This window comes from Aquicella lusitana (genome assembly GCF_902459475.1).
In the GTDB taxonomy this organism is placed as follows: domain Bacteria; phylum Pseudomonadota; class Gammaproteobacteria; order DSM-16500; family DSM-16500; genus Aquicella; species Aquicella lusitana.
Genome location: NZ_LR699114.1, coordinates 1,351,298 through 1,372,020 on the forward strand (window position 1 = coordinate 1,351,298; position 20,723 = coordinate 1,372,020).

Consider the following 20,723-nt stretch of genomic DNA (forward strand, 5'->3'; position numbering starts at 1 on the left):
ATTAAGTTAAATCTGCTGACACAGTTAAAATAGACTGGTAATCCTTGACCAGCTGCTTTGCCTGGTGCGGGTAAGTCAAATAAGCCTGCAATTGGCCTGCAGGGTTAAACACAAAAATATCACTGCTATGATCGAACGAATAACGACCAGCATCATCCTCCATCTGCATTTTCATTGAGACCACCCGCAATTGTCGCATCAAGGATTCCGTTTCCTGCCGGTCTGCTCTTGCACCTATAAAACGCGGATGAAATGCACTGATATACTCATTTAAACGCTGCAGTGTATCTCTTTCAGGATCTATCGAGACAAAAACAATTTGCGGCAGTTTGGCCACTCCTAATGCCAACTGCAAGGTCTCATACATTTCTCTCAATGCAGCCAGGGTCACGGGACACACCATCGCGCAATGAGAAAATCCAAAAAAAAACCAATGTCCAATGTCCCTTAAGATTTGTGGAAGTAAATGGCTTGCCGGTATGATCCGTTAAATGAAAAACAGGCGGAGATGCTGGCAGAGACAAATAGACGCCGTGCAGACCGGCAGGATAACGCGGAACATGATGGCGTTGAGAAAATGTATAGTAAAATAGCAATACCCCCGCAGATAAGAGCGCAATCAGCAGCGTATTTTTATAATATTTAGCCAATGCGTGACACTCCTAACACAACTTTCAGATCGTTATAGATGTCCTTTGGATTTGCTTCCAGCGGATAATACATAAACAAATTTCCTAAAGGATCAATCAGATAAATTTTATTCATTCCATCCGCCTGTCGCTGCTTTAGGCGACGTTGGAGTTCATTATAGGCATTCTGTTTAAAGACAAGAATATCAAAACGCTTTGGCGCACTGATTTCACACGCCGCCAAAGTCCACACTGCTAAATTAACACGTTTTTGATCCTCGCCTAATGCCTTATGCATTTGACTTAATTTGAACGCAACCTTGCTGGTGGGAGACTGATCACAATCATATACGCTCAGCACGATTTGCCATTGCCTTGACTGTTTTTGCGGCGATACCCACTCATTTACTTGAACTGGCGGATTAAGCAGTGTGCCGTGACTAGACTGGTTAAAATGAAAATATGCAGAAAAATAATACATTATCCATCCCACCAGCACCGGCAAGAGACATACTAACAGCAGCAGGAACAATGTTTTATTTTTGTGGTTAGTGCTATTTTCCATCGGCACGAAGCAGTTTTCCAATTATAAATTAATTCGACCTTTTCTAAACTGAGGCTGTTTTTTTTCATAACCACTGGCGTCAAACAGCGTGTAAGACAAAGTGATTTCTTTGATGTTGTTGGGAATGGCGGGATCAATAAAAAAAGAAACCGGCATATCTGCTTTTTCACCCTTATAAAAATATTGTTGGGTAAAACAGAAACACTCTGTCTTCTTTAAAAAACGTGCCGCATCAGCAGGCGTCACACTGGGCACAGCTTGTATGGTTTTTCCCTTGCCGGTTAAATTCTCGGCATAAAAATAAACCAACCGGGTTTCACCAGGATGCATTTCAACGGTGCGATAAAGTGGCGTAAATTTAAAATCCAGCGCACTGTTTACGACAGTAGCGAATTCAACTTTAATGGTTCTGGACGTATCTACCCGCATATCTGCAGCCATAACAGAAGCTGAGTTTGCTCCTTTGCCATTAAAACCAATTTGTTTGCAGACGATATTATAAATAGGAACCAAAAGATAACTGAAACCAAACATAAACAGCACACCACCAGCCAGTATTAGCGTCATGCGTTTGTTCTTTTTTACAACCCCATCCTTTCTCTGGCCGTCTGTCATATTCTGAATAACGAGTCAAGTAGTTGATCCATGATAGAGAAAAATATAGCAGATTACGCAGCCGAATCCCACTTTTCTTGAAAATGATTAATGCTTTTTTTTCAATAGCTAATGGCCTGATTTCCGGTGAAATTCCGATTTGGTGCTATAGTAGAAATAAAACAATCGAGGATGAAGTAATGGATAATAAGACAAATAAATATTATCTTCCCTCGCCCAGCAGCTGGCCGCTCATAGGCTCTATTGCTCTTTTTTGCACGCTGGCAGGTATTGCTCACTGGCTACATGAAGCTTGGTATGGTCCCTATTTAACGCTGTTTGGCTTCTTCCTGCTTGTCTACACCATTCATGGCTGGTTTGGTGAAGTCATACACGAAAATCGACAAGGGCTATTAAGTAGTGAACAAGTCGAGCACTCTTTTCGCTTGGGGATGTTCTGGTTTATCTTCTCCGAAGCCATGTTCTTTGGCGCATTTTTTGGCGCACTTTTTTATATACGCGTGTTTGTTATTCCCGATCTTGGCGACCCACAAAGTGTTACGCATATTTTACTCTGGCCTGATTTCACCGGGAGTTGGCCACTTTTTGCCAATCCGGACCCAAGCACTTTCGCGGCTCCGCAATCCGTGATGAACACCTGGGGCATTCCGGCGATTAATACGTTAGTGCTATTAACGAGTGCAGTCACGATTACCATTGCGCATTGGGCTTTATTAAAAGGCCATCGTCAAACTATGCTGCTCACTCAACTCTTGACGATTCTATTGGGTATCACCTTTCTTATTCTGCAGGCGAATGAATATGGTGAGGCGTACTTTGAAAAATCACTTACACTTGCATCGGGTATTTATGGGACGACTTTTTTCATGTTAACAGGCTTCCACGGCTTGCATGTTACCATTGGTACCATCGCGCTATGTGTGATTTTTTACCGCATGTTAAAGCGTGATTTTACTCCACATAACCTGTTTGCCTTTGAAGCTATTTCCTGGTATTGGCATTTTGTCGACATTGTATGGTTATTGTTATTCGTATTTGTTTACTGGATTTAAAATCACGCTGCTTTTTTATTTTCGAGAGGATTTTTTTGGCACCTTTGCGCCTTTTTTTCGAGCCTTGGATAAGCCAATTGCAATGGCCTGCTTTCTGCTTTTCACTGGCTTATGCTTTGTGCCACTATGCGCAGTCCCCTTTTTGTATCGGCGCATTTCCCTTTTGACCTCCTTTTGTGCACTCTTTCCATATTTTCTTGGCATGACAGCGCGCTCCTTGTTAATCAATTTGACTGTCTTATTATATCATTTTCACAAAGGCCATTTCGGATTCACTGCGGCGCGCTTAAGTACCTAACAAATAATAAATTACTTGCCAAATTGCTTAAGAATAGCCTTATTGAAAGCAGGTATATCCTGGGGTTGACGGCTAGTAATGAGATTTCTATCCACAATAACCTTTTTATTTTGCCAGGTGGCGCCTGCATTTTTGAGATCTGTCTTTATTGAATGGTACGAAGTCATTTTGTACCCTTTCAATTTCCCGGTTTCTATTAACGTCTGCGGGCCATGACAAATGGCAGCAATCAATTTTTTATGCTTGAAAAACGCAATAATAAACTTAATCGCTTTCTTATAAGTTCTCAACTTATCCGGATTGATCACCCCACCCGGCAATACGACAGCATCGTAGTCTCCCGCCTTTGCTGCCTCTAGCTTGACGTGCACAGGGTATTCCCTGCTCCGCTTGTGATGCCTGAATGCTTGAACTTTATTCGTTCCGGGAGAGATCAAATGCACCGTTGCACCCGCCTTTTCCAGCGCCTTCCGAGGCTCAGTCATTTCTGATTCTTCAAATCCATCGCAAAGTAAAAAGGCGAATTTTGCTTTTTTAATCGATTTTTTCATTGGATCGCTCCAAAGAAAATTATTTTTCTGTTTTTTATCATTAAACCGCTTTTTAGGCCCTTCTTTCTTAATCTGGGCTTTGGCTATTTTTGAATAGCGAGGAATAAAAGAAAAGATACAGAAGGGAATAAATCCCTTCTGTATCTTTTAACATTTACCATGATTTATCTTTATCTTTATCTTGCGGTTGTCCAGGCATTTTTCGTTGTTGCTCTGAGCGGCCTGGTTGTTGTGGGCCTTTTTGTTCACCTTTTTGACGTGAAGGATCATGTTGTTTGCCTTTGCTTGGATCGTATGTCATTGCCTTTCTCCTTGTGACGATTTAATTAAAAATATTTAAAACACATTGCATTTCCATAACGCACATTCATTTAGTCACCGTATTACTAATCCTTATTTTCTCAGGAATAACCAAAAAGCCATACCAATCAAAGCACCGGTTCCCGCAATGATGCCAATCGTTGTATATGGCTTTTTCTTGGCAAGTGATGTCAGCTTTATATTTTTCATCCGATGATTAAAATTAGCCATACTTGCATGAGCAGAGTGTTTAATATGCCGTTTGCGATGAGGATGCAAGTGTCGAACCTTAGAAGCTGCTGTGTGCATGACCACACTCCTTTTTTTATTATTCCTATTTTACACCATTTCAAAGTCATTTATTTTTTAAAGGCGTAATCACTTGATAAATAAAAAAACCCGGCAAAACGACTCAACCGGGTTTTTATTAAAATATGATATAAAATATCAAGATTGTATTAATTATTTGCATTTATCCATGGCGGTTGATTGCCTAGTACTGCATTTGCATCACGACCTAATTCCTGCTGTCTGGAACGCTCTTCGTAACGGTAGAAGGACTGATCTAGCATGGCGTCAACTTCCGTAGTGTAGTCCACCTTGGTTGGATCATTACAGCTGTTATATGGCCCCGTACCATAACCATTACAAATATTAAAAGTGTCAATGGAACTACGCGATTTTGCGCATGCATCCGATCGTGAAGTAATAGCCGCTATCCAATTTTCCATGGTGAGCGGCACACGCGGACTGACAGCGGGGTCCAATACGTAAGTGAGGTTTGTTTCAGCATCTCTGACAATAGGCGCCGTGTGGTACCACCATGTCACTCGTCCTGAAGGAGAGTTAGATGTATTCGCGCAGAGATTACCAAATGCAAAAACCTTGGATGGCCGTGTAAAGTTATTTGCAATATTATTAAACGGTCCAAACAAATCCTTGATCACTGCCGAAGCCCTTGTCCAGCAGCCATCATCGGGATAAAGCCAGGTGACGCGGCGAGCAAATCCTGGATAATCCTCATCTTGAAAATATCTTATATCCCTTATTTTCTCAAAATTGGCTTTAATCGTCTGGAAGTTGGGCCAGCTGACTACAGTATTAAGCAATTTATTTCTTGCGTCCAGATTATTCCAGTCAATGCTTTGTTCGTAGATACTGCCACCACCCATGCCAAGCCGCTGAGCCAAACGGGATTGATCAATCCGTGATGTCCAATCCTCCTGAATGGGACGGTATGCACTCGGGATTTTTGGTTTATGAAGCAGGTTTATCCCGGAATCCCTATCCATGTCTTTGGTTTCTTCCTGATAGTTTTTCTGCTGGCAAACATCCGTGGGCAAATCACCGTAGCCATCACAAATATTAAAACGCACGGCACCAGGATAATGCTGCGCTTCACGCAGGTTATTGACCCAGTCATTTAATAGCATAGGCTTTGCCTGGCTTTTATCAAAAATATAATAATTGTTATCTGTGGTGTTATGAATAAGCGGAACCATATAAGTACTAACGGAAGGACCACTTATTTCCTGTTGTTGTGCGGATTTGTCAAAAAAAATAAAAGCTTTTACCGGCCTTGGATATTTAACAAATGGGTTAGATAAAGGGCCCCAAAAGGCGTTCAAAAATCTTATGTTATACTGTTTGTCATCCTTGACAGGCGGCAATTGGTAACGCTCGGCATGACGATAGACATCAAATAAAGCGGTCATTGCCTGATTGTCCCATTGCGGCACTGTCGCCAGCAGTTTTAATTTGCTACTTTCGTCTGCCCAGTTGATACTGGCATCAAGAATCGATGCAGCGTTATTTGCTGCGAATACTATTTGCATCAAAGCAGAAAAAAATATAAAACCAGCGCCAGCTAGCTTTATTCGTCTCTTGTCTAACATGAATGTGCCTCCATGATTGTGGATAAGAAACAGAACAAATAATTTTCCTTTATGTTCTGCGTGGCGAATTGTAATGGGTTTGGGGAATAATAGCCAGAAAAGACAGCTTCAAAATAGCGTCATCGACTCAATAGCGCCAGTGGTATTTGAGTATCAATATAAAATATCGCGTAGGCGCACCTACAAACCAGGAGCCAGATTAACTTGATAAACACTTGCTTCACTCTTTTGGTTTTAAAAGAAATTCTGTATCTAATTGCGCAACAACAGCCTGAAAATCAGGGGATTGTGTTCTTTCTATAAATTTAGCAAAACGTTCCGGACCCCATCCTTTTCTCAGTCCCTCAATTTCTTTTGACTCATTTCTCATATGTACCTGCATTAAAGCCCAAACAGAAACCTTAAGATCTATTAAGGGAATATAAAAGAGAACTTTGTCAATGTCTTCTTTTTCAGGAGTTTTATTGAAATATGATGTTAATAATTTTTCTACCTCTGTTCTTGAAGTATATCCATTTTCACTTGCAATATAAGCAAGATCAACCATACGGTCGTTCATTCCTGAGTATTCCCAATCAATAATTTGAATTTCATCCTTCTTTTCCTGGTCAGAAACAAGCATAAAATTAAAGGGCGATATATCATTATGGCAGGGAACTAAATTGGGTTGCCCAAACAAATCAGCGGCTTTCTTTTTTAAAGACTCAATGACTTCAATAATGCGATCTAGCGAGACTTGCTTTTCTCTTTTATTATAAGCTAGAAATTTTATACCGTTGGCTTTTAAAGTTTCACACATCATAATAATACGATCAAAAATATTATATTCTGTTTTAAAAATCTTTCCGCAATCATGAACTTTTTTTAAAGCGGCTAACGCTTTGTCTTGAAAAGTTTTGAAATTATCGAAATTAAGTGATTTTCCCTGCAAAAACTCCTCAACTTTAAAGCCGTTTAATTCACCTTTGTCATATGATTCCAATATGCGAGGACATAATTCTAAATCGGCAACAATATCTGTGTTATATTTTTCAGAGGCCCGATCTATCATTAATTCTGATTGTGAACCCGGCAGGCGTATTAGAAATTCTCTCTGGCTATCTTTTCCTTGAATTTTAGCACGTATTGCATGATTCGAACAGCCGCCCAAATATTCCAACGTTTCTATAGGAACATATTGCAGGGAAGATGGTGTGTTATTAAAAATACTTAACTTATTTAACAATTCAGCTTTTTCAAGGATTTTTTCTTTATTCGCTCCGGAAGGAATATTTGAAATATCAGGAACTTTTGCATTACGAGTTTTCATAAGATACTCCTCTACTCTAATTACTTTTAAATTATAGCTGAACTTTTTTAAGTGGGCAGATAACTGAAAATTGATATTTTCATTAAGATATTATGACGCAGCTTTACTAGTTTATTATTTTTAATATCCTTATCACCCTACCTGCCCCACAAACTCGCCAGTTTTCATATTCTATTTTTATAACCTGTTGATTTAAAATTCCATTGGTATTGCAATCCATTTAGATAACAGAATATTCCCAGGGAAAATAGAGGCTCATGTTGCATAAAAATTTTCAAAAAACACATTCAATGAAGAAGGGTCAAGCTGGTCTGTATAATAACTAATAACCTGGTCTGGGCGGACAATAAATAAAGCGGGTTTTTCCACTGCATATTTTTTATGAATAATGCCGTCTCGATCTATAATAGTGGCATCTACATTATCAAGCGCTGACAATGCGATGATATGTAATTTTATCAAATCTGAATATGGGCTTAATGATTGCTGGAATAACCGTATTGCTTTCTGATTTGATTCAGATAATACTGAAGTGCCCATAAATAATAATACGTTGTGTAATGGATTTTGGAAGTAATCAAAAAGATGTTCTGAGGAACTTATAAAAACATTGGGCGCTCGCTCGCCAGGCTTAGGTGAATGCTCACGCGTTCCATACTCAATAATGGGACTATCTTTATACTGAATATGAATTTGAGCTATTTGCGTAGCAATGGCTTGGGATAAAGTTGTATCTTGCTGTATTGCCTTGCTGAATTTACGTAATTTCGCCAACGTCGTTTTATCAAATAAAATCATTTTCGTAAAATCTTCTGTTTGATTTACAACCTCCTGTACGATAGGTTGCCGCTCTGCCTGATAGCTATCCAGTAATCTGGACTTGGCTTTGCCGTTAATCACCAAAGCAAGTTTCCAGGCTAAATTACAAGCATCCTGCATACCGGTATTCATTCCCTGGCCACCTACTGGGGAATGGGTGTGAGCTGCGTCGCCCAGTAAAAATATGGAATGCTTTCGCATAATTTTGGCTATTTTGCCATGGATCCAGAAAGGAGATATCCAAGACGCATTTTTAACATAATAAGCACCGTGTGCGCGTTCCTGTGCAATCTCGATAACCTCACGCTCGGTAAAAAATTTCCTGGGATAGGTAAGATGCAGATTAGCAATGATGCGATATTGATTGCCGCTTAAAGGTGAAGCGATAAATACTGTTTCCTTATCAACAAAAACATGCACTTCATCTTTTGCCATGTAAGAATCAATTTGAGCATCTGCCACCACAAATTGTTCTGTTAAATCTTCGCCTGGAAAAAAAATTCCGCATCGGGTTCGAACAGTGCTATTAGCGCCGTCACAGCCAAGCAGATATTGACACATAATCGTTTCAATCGTGCCATTCGCAAGTTTAACGGTGGCAAGGATCACATCATCGTTTTGTTGAAGGTCGATCAGTTCGGTGGAATATTCGACATGCTGATTAAATGTTTTCATGTACTCAATGAGTAAACGTTCTGTTTCACTCTGAGGCAGCATCAAAATAAATGGATAGGTTGAATTAATCCCGTTGAAGGAAATTTGCGTTAATGGTTCTCCGCCGATATAAAGATTGATAGCATGGCAGGGATGGCCTACTTTCAGAAAAGATTCTGCCAGCCCAAGCGTTCCCAATAATTCCATTGTTCCCGCCTGGATCCAGGCTGCATTAGAGGTGAGAACACGGTCAGTATTTTTATCAATGATACGAAAAGCAATACCACGACGAGCCAGCTCGCAGGCAGCCATTAATCCGGTGGGCCCTGCACCCACAATCAAGACAGGTAATAAGTCATTCATTATTTTTCCAGTATGATTCCATTCTATAATGTCATCATAACAAATTCTTTCTATTGACTGTAGAAAGACCGTCTTTTCAAAAATTCTTTTTATATTTCAATTAGATATTTTTTTAGCTGTTACCTATACCTTGTGACGCCGCCTCACAACATGTTTATCAAACTCTATCATCATAAATAAAACGATACCCACGCAAAAAATATAAAGCCAATCCACTATCCCAATTGCATGGGTGCCAAATATAGCCTGCATCCAGGGATGATAAGTAAATACTAATTGGAACAGGATCACTATTAGAATAGCGCCCAGTGCAGCTTTACTGCCGAACAGCCCGTCTTTAGTCAGAACCGAATCCTTAATTTTTCTACTATTGAGCAGGTAAAAAGTTTCATTTATAACCAACGTATTTACAGCAAGTGTGCGGGCTACGTCGAGGTTCAAGTGAGATTGAAGCGCAAACATGAACAAGCCAAAGGCGCTTGCCATCATAAATGACGCGACTAGTAAAGTACGCCACAGCAGCAGTGCAGGAAAAATAGGCGCCTTACGCTTGCGTGGCGGACGCTGCATAACCGCTTTTTCAGCAGACTCAAATGCTAATGCTAACGCGAGTGTCACTGAAGTGATCATATTGATCCAAAGGATTTGAATTGGCGTAATGGGTAACGTTAAGCCTAACAGTATGGCAACCATGATCGTTAATGCTTCGCCGCCATTGGTAGGAATAATAAACAAGATCGCTTTCCACAAATTATCATACGCTGTCCTGCCCTCTCGAATAGCGTTGTCAATAGAAGCAAAATTATCATCGGTTAATACGATTTCAGCGGCTTCTTTTGCGGCTTCTGTGCCTTTTTTCCCCATTGCTATGCCAATGTTGGCACGCTTTAATGCAGGCGCATCATTAACACCATCCCCGGTCATTGCCACAATTTGTTGATTTGCCTGCAAGGCCTCCACTAATTTTAATTTATGTAAAGGCGAAGTTCTGGCAAAGATATCCACGCGATTCACACAATCCGTCCATGCACTATCAGTTAATTGATCAAGATCATAGCCGGTTAATACTTCTTTATCATTTTTAAGACCTAATTGCGCTCCAATGAATTTTGCTGTTGCCGCATGATCACCGGTTACCATTTTTACCCGAATGCCGGCCGACAAACATTCAGCAACCGCTTTGATGGCTTCTTCGCGAGGAGGGTCCATGATGCCTAAAATAGCCAACATGGTAAACTCCTCTGTAATATCGTCGAAAGTTAACTGCCGATGCATCGTCGGCGTTAGGCGCATTGCAACAGCTATCACCCGCTGCCCTTTTTGAGCAAGCATCTCAATTTGGGTTAGCCAGTAATGCTTGTTAATGGGTTCTGATTTAGCATTGGCAAACTGGTAAGCACACATTGCTAAAATACGCTCTGGTGCGCCCTTTATATAAATATAGCCCTGCCCAGCATGATCGTGCCGAAGTGTAGCCATAAACTTATGTTCGGATTCAAAAGGGATTAAATCTGTTAACAAATATGATTCCTGCTGCAATTTGATATTGAGCTTGGCTTTCAAACCCAAACTTAATAATGCGCCATCGACCGGCGTACCGTGCAAACGCCATTCTTCATTCGTTTTACTCAATACTGCGTCATTACACAAAATTGAGGCAAGAATAGCCATTTTCAAATCCGGATAATCATCAGCGTCTATCAGTTCCCCCTCAAGGGTAAATTCTCCCTGATCGCCGTAGCCTGTCCCGGTCACATGATAGTCATTGCGAGCAGTGACCACATCCTGCACGCTCAGCTCATTTTGCGTAAGCGTACCCGTTTTGTCAGTACAAATAACTGTCACCGAGCCCAGCGTTTCAATGGCGGGTAGCCGGCGAATGATGGCATGACGTTTCGCCATTCGAGTCACACCCACCGCCAATGTAATCGTAATGATCGCGGGCAATCCTTCAGGAATAGCGGCAACAGCCAATCCCACCGCCGCCATAAACATGTCGATAACAGGATAATGGCGAACTGAAATACCAAAAATAAAGATAATGCTGGCACTCATTAAAATAAACAAAGTTAACCAGCGGCCAAAAACATTAATCTGATCTAAAAATGGCGTGGATAGACTGGAGATTTTTTCCAGCATCGTTCCAATCTTGCCAACCTCTGTATTTACTCCGGTCGCAACGACTACGCCCATCCCTTTGCCGTAAGTCACCAATGTGCCAGCATAGGACATTGAAGTACGGTCACCTAATCCCGTATCTGGTGGTACAGGTGCAACAGCTTTTTCTACCGTCAAAGATTCGCCTGTTAAAATCGCTTCCTGTAATTGAAGATTTTTACACTCAATGAGACGCAAGTCGGCTGGGACCTTATCACCGGAACGCAATAAAACAATGTCGCCAGGAACGAGCAAATCAGCCTCAATAAGGTAATGCTGATCATTACGAATAACCATTGCCTGTAAGGAGAGCATTTTACGGATAGCATCCAGGGCTTTTTCTGCTTTGCCTTCCTGTATCAAACCAATTACGGCGTTTACCAATACCACTGAGAGAATGACACCAGCATCTATCCAATGTTGTAAAAAAGCAGTAATCAGCGCTGAAGCCAAAAGGACATAAATGAGCAAATTATTAAATTGCGCAAGAAAACGCTGGAATAAAGAGCGTCTCGCTGGCTGTCTTAGTACATTATATCCATATTTTTTTAAACGCCTTCTGGCTTCCTCTTCATCTAGACCACGTTTTTGAGTATCCAGTTTTTTAAATACTTCATTTTCCGGAATGGCATGCCAATCAATAGAAGGTTGACGATGCTGCATGATATGCCATCCTCTTTAGCTACCTCACGACCAGCAGAGAACAAGGTGTATAACGCAGAATTTTCTCGGCAGTGCTACCGAGCAAAATATGCCGCAGTATGCTCTGGCCTCTTGCGCCAATAGCAATTAAATCATAGCCTTCATCTTCAGCAAGATCGAGCATCACGCTGGCAGGCATGCCAGAGCGGAAAAAGAGGTTATACTTGATGCCCTTAAAATCAAATTTTGCCAGGAATCTCTCTATTTTCTTGATATTTTCCGCTTTAAATTTTTCTTCTTCTTGCTTCATTGTACGCACAGACATGCCAAAAGCAGGTAAATAGGCCGGCATCACATGGACAATGTCCAGTTTTGCAGAAAAGCGCCAGCAAAGATCAATACAAAACTGCAATGTTTTTTGAGAATGACTCGAGCCGTCTATACCGCATAAAATTCTGGATACTTTAGGCGTCTTACATATCCATACGGGTCGTTTTGTAAACCGGACAACCGATTCAACGGTTGTGCACGATTTATACCGGCCCAATTCATCTTCGACTCTTCCTCCCAGGAGAATTAGACTAGCACGAGTTCGATTTGCAACCTGAATAATCATATCAGCAGGATTGCCAGTTTTAATATACCATTCTTCAATATTTATTTTCTTAAAAAATTTTTTTTGCCAGGATCGCAAACGTTCTAATGCTTCTTTTTCGTATTGCCTGGAGCTTAGCCAATTTTTCCAGTAAGATTCAACTACATGAATTAATCGGATTTCTGCGTCATACACTTCATCCAATCGCTCCAATGTATTAGCCGCTATTTTAGCACCTTGTGAAAAATCAGTGGCAAAGAGTATCTTGAATGGGTTTACCATGGCCAATTTCCTTTTACTATTTGCTGAACCTCCGCATTGCCACATTTAAACATGCAGAAGCTTTATATTCCTATTAATGACTAGTCGCTATTTTTGATACACTCACCGCAGATTGATTCCCTGTTGTGCGTTATCAACCGGAATGGACGTGCTTCAAAATACGGCTGCACGCACAAAGCGTGAAGGTGAAGAACGACCCCCGAGCAGGCGCAGGCAATGATAGCCGTCAGACCGAATCCTATTTGCTATTGCCGCAACCAAGCCGCTTCTAATAAGCTTGTACATTCAAAGTCCTTTTTCCTAGATAGAAAAAAAGCTTTATTGGCAAAACGATCCGCAGCAATTTCACGATCACGCCAGCAAAAACTGGCGTGATCCTTTTGAATGATGCTGTTACCTGCCTAGAAGAATAAAAATCCCCGCTACAATGGCAAGCACGCCAAAGATAAAAGCGGGGATAGCAATGCCCGGAACAAGTGTTGTAATACCTATCAGAATCAGGTAAATGGCGAGGAGAATGAATCCAATATTGCTAATAAATACGAGTCTCATATCGTCATCCTTTAAAAATATTAAAACTCATTTGGAAGTATAGGCTTAGGCTATCAGTATTACAATGTTATCCTGTTTCCTTTCCCACCTCATTTTTCTGAATAACCATGATGGTTATTCACTTGATCCGGGCGCGCTAACGGCGTTGCGACAGCAATAGAAACTAATTCATAGCAGCAGCGCCCATGCGCTTTCCTAAACAGGCTCACCTTGTGTAACCAGCTTGGGATTCCAATTTGCAGAACGGGAACCCGCCTGATAGGTGGATTCAAAAAACGCCAGTAAATCTCTGTCCGGGTTGCCCGAGTTTCGTACTGCATCGTAATCGAGAATAAACTCACCCAGCGTTTTGTCCCAACGCGCAGCGGGCGGTTCAATACTCGCCAGTTCAATTTTATCCGGTGGCGGATAGGTAAACGAATAATAGGCTGGCTGCTGATAGTCATCATTCCCATGCCACCATCCCACTTCTACTTGCGCCTCATCCATAGCGTTACGTCTAATATAACCCGCATTGATACCTGTTGCTGGAATAGCCTGGCCATTATACCGCGCATCGCGCAAGTCAAAAGTGCCCCACATGAGCCCGATCGGTGGCGTTTCGCCATTAAATTTCGCATGATAACGCTGCATGACACGATAGGAACTAAGCAAAATTCGCCACCATGCATTCGCCAGATTGTGTTCATAGGCGCGCTGCTCTGTATCTTTGTCAAAAGGAATGGGAGAAGACACTTCCTGCGGCATCAGGTTAATTTTTAAATCAATCTCCCCCTGATGCAAAAGCGAAAAAAGTCGCTGTGCAAACTGCGCGACTGACATTGTCTCAAGCGCAAACTGACCGATAGTCCCCCAACAGGTCGTGAGGATAACTTGGTGATTAATCAAATCGAGATCAATACTAAATACACCTCCTTTATAAGGAATCGGTCCCGAAGTGAATCCGCGGCTAGTCAACCACAAGATAACATTTGCCCAATGCGGTTCAAAAGGAGTATACAATTTTAATTTGCCAATCATTTGCACACCCCTGTGCAACAGATACGCGGTCGATTTAAATTCGTTATAGGGAAGCGCTGGCCAGGGTTCATAAGAAGTAAGTGTCATTGTACGACATCCTTGTCATCTACTTTATTCAGTATAACAAAATTTACTACTTCATCGTGAACCCCTTGATATACCTCTGGGTCGGATGGAACTAAATGTATTTACAACCTGGATCAGGCAGGTTAAAAAGGAACATATATTTTACTGCATCGCAAATGGACGTCACAGACTGAACAAATGAACCAGTTTGAAACCTACGTTTTACTACTCTGCGTCATTGTTTTCGTTGGCATGCTTACCCGGCGTGTTCCTGCGCCTCCTGCGTTATTAATTGTTATTGCCGGTATGCTTTTCAGTTTTGTGCCTGACTTTCCCCCGGTGAATCTTGACCCGCAACTGGTATTCACTATTTTTCTGCCTTTGCTGGTTTACGAAGCCACTGCTTACACTTCATGGCCTGACATTAAATTTAACCGCCGCTCTATCTCCCTGCTTTCCATCGGGCATGTCATTTTTATCACCGTTCTTGTCGCCATAGCCGCTCATCAGGTAATCCCTGGCATCACCTGGCCGCTTGCTTTTGTATTAGGCTCTATTATCTCGCCGCCAGATGATGTCGCCATTTTTGCGATCGCGGAAAAGGTGCGTTTTCCCCAGCGCATCCTGACCATCTTAACGGGCGAAGGACTGCTTAATGACGCGACGGCACTGATCCTGTTCCGCTTTTCATTGATTGCTGTTCTTACAAATCAATTTTCGCTGCTGCAAGCCGTCTCTGACTTTTTTGCGATTCTTGTCTGCGAAACTCTCTATGGTTTTGTCCTTGGCCATTTGCTTGGGCAAATACGTACCAAGCTGCATGAACCTATGCTGCAAATGCTGCTTTCGATTGTAACACCGTTTCTGGCTTACCTGCCTGCCGAACACCTTGGTGGCAGCGGTGTGCTTGCTGTGGTCGTGACCGGCCTGGTAATAACACATGTTTATGCTGAGCGATTCATGCCAGAAGCAAGATTGCTCTGGTCCTCTGTTTGGAAAACCATTGGCTTTACCCTGCAAAGCATCCTCTTTTTACTGGTAGGATTGAATCTCAGGTCTACGCTGAACAATATCACTTCTATTCCCACTCGTGATCTCATGCTCTATAGCATCGTCATCACCGCCGTCGTTATTGCTGGCCGTTTTATATGGGTGTACCCATCTGCCTATTTGCCCGGCCTGCTCTTTCCCTCTATCCGCAAGCAAGACCCTCACCCGCCCTGGCAATATCCTTTTGTCATCTCCTGGGCTGGAATGCGCGGTGGTATTTCGCTTGCTGCAGCACTTGCGATTCCGCATATGATGATCGTTAATACGCAAGGTAAAGAAGATATCCGGGCTATCATTATTTTTCTGGTATTTTGCGTCATTATTGCAACGCTGCTTTTACAGGGATTAACGCTTCCCTGGCTGATGAGGGTTTTGGGTGTAGACAAAATGGGCCAAAAGGAAGCAGATTCGGACCATGTTAATCAACTTACTGCTAAAGCTGACATGGCAGATGCCGCATTAAACTGGCTCTATGATTACAAACAATCAATCAAAGATGATCCGGACACGTTTGAACATGTTGAGCTGCAGATCATGGAATACCAGCGATTAAAAAAACAATTAAGCAAAATGATCATGAATCATGACCAAGCATGGTTAAGTAAGGTTTATGATACATCACCGACTATTTTTATTTTTACGCAGCTAATCGAAGTTGAAAGAGAAACACTGATGAGGCTTTGGCGCGAGAGAAAAATTTCATTTAAAGTAAAAAATAAATTACTGGAACAGCTTGATTTACGTTATAAACATTTCTCCGGCTAACAATAGTCAATTTTACAAACCATAAAGATAGCGAGTTGACTAATATTATTATTTTTTCCGAATTTTACCGCATTTCCAACATTGCACAAATTGTCCGCCATGTTTTTCGCCGCAAGCACATACCCAGGGTGTCTGCTTTTGCGTAGATAAAATAGCCATTGCTTCATCAAGCAAATCATCATCAATAACCCACAATTCAGGAACACACTCGTTCGGTGGAATATCACCCACGCCGCCTGTTAAGTAATAATTTTTAACAATAACGGCAATACCATTATCTTCCAACAATGTTTTATAAAAACTAACCAGCGTAATATTCGACGAAGTGAATACTTTTTTCATACAGCCTTATTGTTAAAAAAAGGGGGCCAACATGGCTCCCTTCATCATAATCCAACATCACTTTATTAGGAAAGTGGATTGCTGTTCATCCCAAGCCCCTGCTTGACTACCTGCTGAATTGCATTTTGACAGATATCACAGAAGCGCGCATGGGATTCCATAACACAATCAAAGCCGGGCTTGTGGCTGCGCCCTTTTGTGCTCAATGAATCAGCATAGCCTCCTCTGTATGCACCATACACGGGCGGAGATGATTTCCATACAGAATCAGGTGTAGGCAATTTGGTACGGCCATCTACAAAGGACTTCCATTTCAAATTTTCATAACTTGGCTCAGTGAGAAAAGTTATGTTCTGTGACCAAGGCTCGTTAATCCCGGGTGCAAATTCCAGTTCCGTGCGACCGCCCCCTTCATATTCCTCATTTAAGCCAAAAAAGTGGCCGAATTCGTGCAATAAAAGATAGATAAAATAGTACGTGTTCGCTCCCGGTATGGCAGTAAGGGACATGTAGTTGCCTACACCCCAATATCCACTATTGTTGATAAGAACAATAGGATAATCATAAGCAGCAGCCGCGAGACCCTGGCGGAATTTATCTTCTCGCGTAGGGTACACAATATGGTACCAACGGCCAAAATTATCCCAATAGGGATAATATAACCCCAAATAGGAATCATATTCGGGAACAGGTATTCCTAAATTTTGTGGATTGCCCAGTTTACGGTTTGACGGATGAAAAACACCGTAGAAACTCATGTATTCAACACCAGGAAATTTTTCTTTTTGCAGTGCCTGCACGGTTTTCATGGCATGTTGCCAAAATACCTGCTTCTCGTTTTTCAAATAACCTTCAGCATAAATGTTGACTCGCAACGCTGGGGTTCGGCTCGCAACAGCAATCTCTCGAATTTCCAACTCCTCATCCCTGTTTTGTTGCAGTCTGGGTAATTGCGCAGCATACACAGGCCGGGAGACTACCCTTTCCATCACACCCGTTTGAGGATTTTCGGCAAACAATTCAAAGATCATATCTTCATGCGGAACAGGAAAACGCAAACTGATCGCCCGCACAAGTTTTCGATATTCCTTACCCGTTCCGATAGCGTCATAAAAAATAGCCCGGCCAGATTGCTTATCTTTTAAAATACCCAGATAACTACCCCACCGTGGTTTCTGTTTGCTGCGTGCTAACAATGCTGATGTGCCCGATGGTTCTACAATCATTTTACTGACTTCATAATGTTCATCATTTTCATGCCAATCCACTTGTATTCGCAGCGCATCAATAGCAGCATCATTAGTCACTCGTCGCAATTTGCCGCTATCCGGCAGCTTTAAGCTGGAACTCAGGTAATTTTCATCTTTAGGCACACGCTGCGGATCCCAATATGGATTCGCAAAAGCAGGTAGATGGAACAATAGGATAAAACTGAAAATCATTTTCAATAAAACTTGCATACAATCTCCCTGTATTTTATTAAAAGCCGTATGTTAAAGGATTGTTTATGGCTAGGAAAGCAATTTACTGGCTTAAAGCCTATACACAAAATAAAATGTAAGCGAATGCTTACAGAACTTTAAATATAAAAATCGGTATAATAACTTAATCAATGCAATTAACTTATTTTGGTCGCATGAAACTAAAAAAATATCGCTCAAAAAGAAATTTTAAAAAAACAACCGAACCTTTTGGAAAAATTTCTCGCGGCAAAAAACGGCTATATGTAATACAAAAGCATGCGGCCAGCCATTTGCATTATGATTTTCGACTTGAATTAGACGGCGTGTTAGTTAGCTGGGCCATTCCAAAAGGCCCTTGCCTGGATCCCGCCATTAAACGGCTGGCGGTCCATGTTGAAGATCACCCCATTGAATATGGCAGCTTCGAAGGTATTATTCCCAAAGGACAATATGGCGGAGGCACTGTTATGTTATGGGATCGAGGTCGTTGGATTCCTAATGACAAGGATTCCGCTTTGGCATACCAGAAAGGTGACTTGAATTTTACGCTTGAAGGCAAAAAATTAAATGGACAATGGAAACTGCTTCGCATTTATCAAGATGACAAAACATGGTTATTAATTAAAAAGAAAGACAAATACGCGAAACCACTGAAACAATATGATGTCCTAACTGAAAAACCGAATAGCGTCCTCACCCAGAAAACGATTAATGAGATAGCCGAAAGCCAAAGTACCGCAAGAAAAAATACCCTCACCAAAAAAACTTGCCAGCACAAGCAACCGGCCAAGTCCGCTATAAATAAATTACTGTCAAAATTAAAATCGGCTCCCATGCCAAAAATGATTTCACCACAACTTGCTACACTCGTTGATCAGCCTCCAACAGGAAAGCAATGGCTCCATGAAATCAAATTGGATGGTTATCGCATCCTTGCTTATAAGAAAGGCGATCGCGTTCAACTATTCACTCGCAACCATAAAGACTGGACTAATAAATTCAAAATGGTAGCTGATGCCGTTAGACAATTACCGATAGAAAATGCGATTCTCGATGGTGAAATAGCTGTGCTTGATGAAAATCAGCATACTAATTTCCAATTATTGCAAAATGCGATTAAAGATCAAAATAAACCGTTTATCTATTATCTGTTCGATCTTGCTTATATTAATAAATATGATCTTAGCGCGTTGCCACTGATTAAACGAAAAAAAATGTTGCATCTACTCGTGCCATCAGCGGAAGGTGACATTCTGCGTTATAACGATCATATTGTTGGATCCGGGAAAGAAGTATTTAAAAAGAGTTGTGAATTGGCGCTAGAAGGCATTGTTTCAAAAGAAGCTAACAGCCCTTATTTGCAAAAAAGGAGTAGGAACTGGCTGAAAATTAAATGTCTTAAACGCCAGGAATTTATCATTGGCGGCTTTAAGGCACCGCAAGGCCATCGTCAGTATTTTGGCTCGCTCTTTTTGGGCGCTTATAACAAACGTCATGAGCTGATCTTCCATGGCAACGTAGGCACAGGATTTACGCAGTCATCATTAAAAACAATCCATGACCTGCTTGTTAAATATAAAACAAAGGAGATGCCTTTTAAAAAAAGACCTCCGGAAAGTAAAAATGCGACCTGGGTCAAACCCGTTCTGATCGCAGAAATTGAATTCACTGAATGGACGGAGGATGGATTGCTTCGCCAACCAAGGTTTAAAGGCTTGCGATCTGATAAACCTGCACGCGAAATCACAATTGAGCCAGAGTTGATCATTGACAATCTTTCGCCCAGCCAGCAAGCAACAGCGGAAAAAAACACCCAAAAAACATTTAAGCTAACCAATCCTAATAAAATTCTCTATCAGGAAGATAAAATTACTAAGCAAGATTTAGCTGACTATTATGACCAGATTAGCGAGTGGATGCTGCCTCATATCATTAATCGCCCGCTTACATTGGTTCGCTGCCCGGACAATTATCGTGATTGTTTTTATCAAAAACATCTGCCATCCGGTGTGCCGCCTTCACTTTATGAAGTCATCATAAAAGAGAAAAAAGGAAAAGAAAAACATTTCTATATTAAAGACAAGCAGGGATTGCTAACATTGGTTCAATTGGGCGCGCTAGAAATTCACCCCTGGGGATGCAAAGTCGACGATATTGAATATCCGGATATTATCACCTTTGATCTGGATCCTGCTCCCGATGTCCCCTGGAAAAGGGTAGTCGCGGCTGCTTTTGAAATAAAGGAACATCTGTCCAAATTCAAGTTAAAGTGCTTTGTAAAAGCCACGGGTGGTAAAGGTTTGCATATTGTCATCCCAATCAAACCTGAATATTCGTGGGAGGAAGTGAAAACTTTCTCCCAAGTATTCGCTGATTTTATGGTAATGAATGACCCCATGAACTATATCAGTAAAATGGGCAAGGCAAAACGAAAGGGCAAAATATTTATAGACTATTTGCGGAATCAACGGGGCGCAACAGCGATTGCGCCTTATTCAACACGTGCGCGAAAACATGCACCTGTCGCAGTGCCACTTGACTGGGATCATTTAACCGCAGACCGAAAAGATACAATTTATACATTAAAAACGCTGCCAGCGCACTTGCAATCCTTGCGCAAAGATCCGTGGAAAAATTTTTTAAAATTACACCAATCACTTCATTTAGATGAATTGGAATAGCAAACTAATATACTTAGGATAAGTGAATGAGGCCGGAATCTTCGTGGGCATAACACAG

Annotated in this window: 20 protein-coding genes; 4 read left to right on the forward strand and 16 right to left on the reverse strand. The window is 41.5% G+C overall.

Annotated elements, in window-relative coordinates; all coding sequences use genetic code 11:
• Window position 1 precedes the first annotated feature (1 nt).
• Window positions 2-484, reverse strand: coding sequence for an SCO family protein (locus tag AQUSIP_RS06180; protein WP_325048282.1), 483 nt, complete (start codon window positions 482-484; stop codon window positions 2-4).
• On the opposite strand from AQUSIP_RS06180, the gene AQUSIP_RS06185 reads away from it, so the two are divergent.
• On the forward strand, window positions 467-646 hold the full coding sequence (locus AQUSIP_RS06185) for a hypothetical protein (RefSeq protein WP_114834396.1): 180 nt from the start codon (window positions 467-469) through the stop codon (window positions 644-646). The genes AQUSIP_RS06180 and AQUSIP_RS06185 overlap by 18 nt on opposite strands.
• Here AQUSIP_RS06185 and AQUSIP_RS06190 read toward each other — a convergent pair.
• Window positions 643-1,200, reverse strand: coding sequence for a hypothetical protein (locus AQUSIP_RS06190; RefSeq protein WP_147277486.1), 558 nt, complete (start codon window positions 1,198-1,200; stop codon window positions 643-645). The genes AQUSIP_RS06185 and AQUSIP_RS06190 overlap by 4 nt on opposite strands.
• Window positions 1,201-1,215: 15 nt before the next feature.
• Complete coding sequence (locus tag AQUSIP_RS06195; RefSeq protein ID WP_114834398.1) at window positions 1,216-1,809, reverse strand: cytochrome c oxidase assembly protein; 594 nt, start codon at window positions 1,807-1,809, stop codon at window positions 1,216-1,218.
• A gap of 179 nt (window positions 1,810-1,988) precedes the next feature.
• Between AQUSIP_RS06195 and AQUSIP_RS06200 the strand changes: the two genes are divergently transcribed.
• On the forward strand, window positions 1,989-2,861 hold the full coding sequence (locus AQUSIP_RS06200) for a cytochrome c oxidase subunit 3 (protein ID WP_114834399.1): 873 nt from the start codon (window positions 1,989-1,991) through the stop codon (window positions 2,859-2,861).
• A gap of 15 nt (window positions 2,862-2,876) precedes the next feature.
• Here the strand turns inward: AQUSIP_RS06200 and AQUSIP_RS06205 are convergent, their stop codons facing one another.
• The 11 genes from AQUSIP_RS06205 to AQUSIP_RS06245 form a co-directional block, all read right to left on the reverse strand.
• Entirely contained in the window at window positions 2,877-3,065 is a 189-nt protein-coding gene (locus AQUSIP_RS06205; RefSeq protein WP_114834400.1) for a DUF6496 domain-containing protein, read from the reverse strand.
• A 105-nt stretch (window positions 3,066-3,170) separates the two neighbouring features.
• Window positions 3,171-3,710 carry a type 1 glutamine amidotransferase domain-containing protein gene (locus tag AQUSIP_RS06210; RefSeq protein WP_114834401.1) on the reverse strand — a complete coding sequence of 180 codons (540 nt, stop codon included), beginning with the start codon at window positions 3,708-3,710 and terminating at the stop codon, window positions 3,171-3,173.
• Window positions 3,711-3,864: 154 nt separating this feature from the next.
• Complete coding sequence (locus AQUSIP_RS12345; RefSeq protein WP_170131803.1) at window positions 3,865-4,011, reverse strand: hypothetical protein; 147 nt, start codon at window positions 4,009-4,011, stop codon at window positions 3,865-3,867.
• A gap of 92 nt (window positions 4,012-4,103) precedes the next feature.
• On the reverse strand, window positions 4,104-4,319 hold the full coding sequence (locus AQUSIP_RS06215; RefSeq protein ID WP_114834402.1) for a hypothetical protein: 216 nt from the start codon (window positions 4,317-4,319) through the stop codon (window positions 4,104-4,106).
• Window positions 4,320-4,468: 149 nt separating this feature from the next.
• The gene (locus AQUSIP_RS06220) at window positions 4,469-5,905 is read right to left on the reverse strand and encodes a protein-glutamine glutaminase family protein (RefSeq protein WP_114834403.1); all 1,437 of its coding nucleotides are present in this window, start codon (window positions 5,903-5,905) and stop codon (window positions 4,469-4,471) included.
• 220 nt (window positions 5,906-6,125) lie between these two features.
• Window positions 6,126-7,214, reverse strand: coding sequence for a choline/ethanolamine kinase family protein (locus tag AQUSIP_RS06225; RefSeq protein WP_114834404.1), 1,089 nt, complete (start codon window positions 7,212-7,214; stop codon window positions 6,126-6,128).
• 255 nt (window positions 7,215-7,469) lie between these two features.
• Window positions 7,470-9,050: an FAD-dependent monooxygenase gene (locus AQUSIP_RS06230; RefSeq protein WP_114834405.1), complete on the reverse strand. Its 1,581-nt coding sequence runs from the start codon at window positions 9,048-9,050 to the stop codon at window positions 7,470-7,472.
• Window positions 9,051-9,173: 123 nt separating this feature from the next.
• Window positions 9,174-11,870, reverse strand: a complete 2,697-nt coding sequence (locus tag AQUSIP_RS06235; protein WP_114834406.1) for a cation-translocating P-type ATPase — start codon at window positions 11,868-11,870, stop codon at window positions 9,174-9,176.
• Between the two features lie 19 nt (window positions 11,871-11,889).
• Complete coding sequence (locus tag AQUSIP_RS06240) at window positions 11,890-12,726, reverse strand: universal stress protein (RefSeq protein ID WP_170131804.1); 837 nt, start codon at window positions 12,724-12,726, stop codon at window positions 11,890-11,892.
• A 393-nt stretch (window positions 12,727-13,119) separates the two neighbouring features.
• The gene (locus tag AQUSIP_RS12350) at window positions 13,120-13,278 is read right to left on the reverse strand and encodes a hypothetical protein (RefSeq protein WP_170131805.1); all 159 of its coding nucleotides are present in this window, start codon (window positions 13,276-13,278) and stop codon (window positions 13,120-13,122) included.
• 195 nt (window positions 13,279-13,473) lie between these two features.
• Complete coding sequence (locus AQUSIP_RS06245; protein WP_114834408.1) at window positions 13,474-14,385, reverse strand: DUF5996 family protein; 912 nt, start codon at window positions 14,383-14,385, stop codon at window positions 13,474-13,476.
• Between the two features lie 177 nt (window positions 14,386-14,562).
• Here AQUSIP_RS06245 and AQUSIP_RS06250 point away from each other — a divergent pair, with 177 nt between their 5' ends.
• Window positions 14,563-16,179, forward strand: a complete 1,617-nt coding sequence (locus tag AQUSIP_RS06250) for a Na+/H+ antiporter (protein ID WP_114834409.1) — start codon at window positions 14,563-14,565, stop codon at window positions 16,177-16,179.
• A gap of 48 nt (window positions 16,180-16,227) precedes the next feature.
• Here the strand turns inward: AQUSIP_RS06250 and AQUSIP_RS06255 are convergent, their stop codons facing one another.
• Together AQUSIP_RS06255 and AQUSIP_RS06260 are read right to left on the reverse strand one after the other, a co-directional pair.
• Complete coding sequence (locus tag AQUSIP_RS06255; RefSeq protein ID WP_114834410.1) at window positions 16,228-16,521, reverse strand: putative signal transducing protein; 294 nt, start codon at window positions 16,519-16,521, stop codon at window positions 16,228-16,230.
• A 65-nt stretch (window positions 16,522-16,586) separates the two neighbouring features.
• Entirely contained in the window at window positions 16,587-17,981 is a 1,395-nt protein-coding gene (locus AQUSIP_RS06260) for a M64 family metallopeptidase (RefSeq protein WP_232058645.1), read from the reverse strand.
• Window positions 17,982-18,133: 152 nt separating this feature from the next.
• Between AQUSIP_RS06260 and ligD the strand changes: the two genes are divergently transcribed.
• Window positions 18,134-20,665: a DNA ligase D gene (gene ligD / locus AQUSIP_RS06265; RefSeq protein WP_232058646.1), complete on the forward strand. Its 2,532-nt coding sequence runs from the start codon at window positions 18,134-18,136 to the stop codon at window positions 20,663-20,665.
• Window positions 20,666-20,723: the final 58 nt, after the last annotated feature.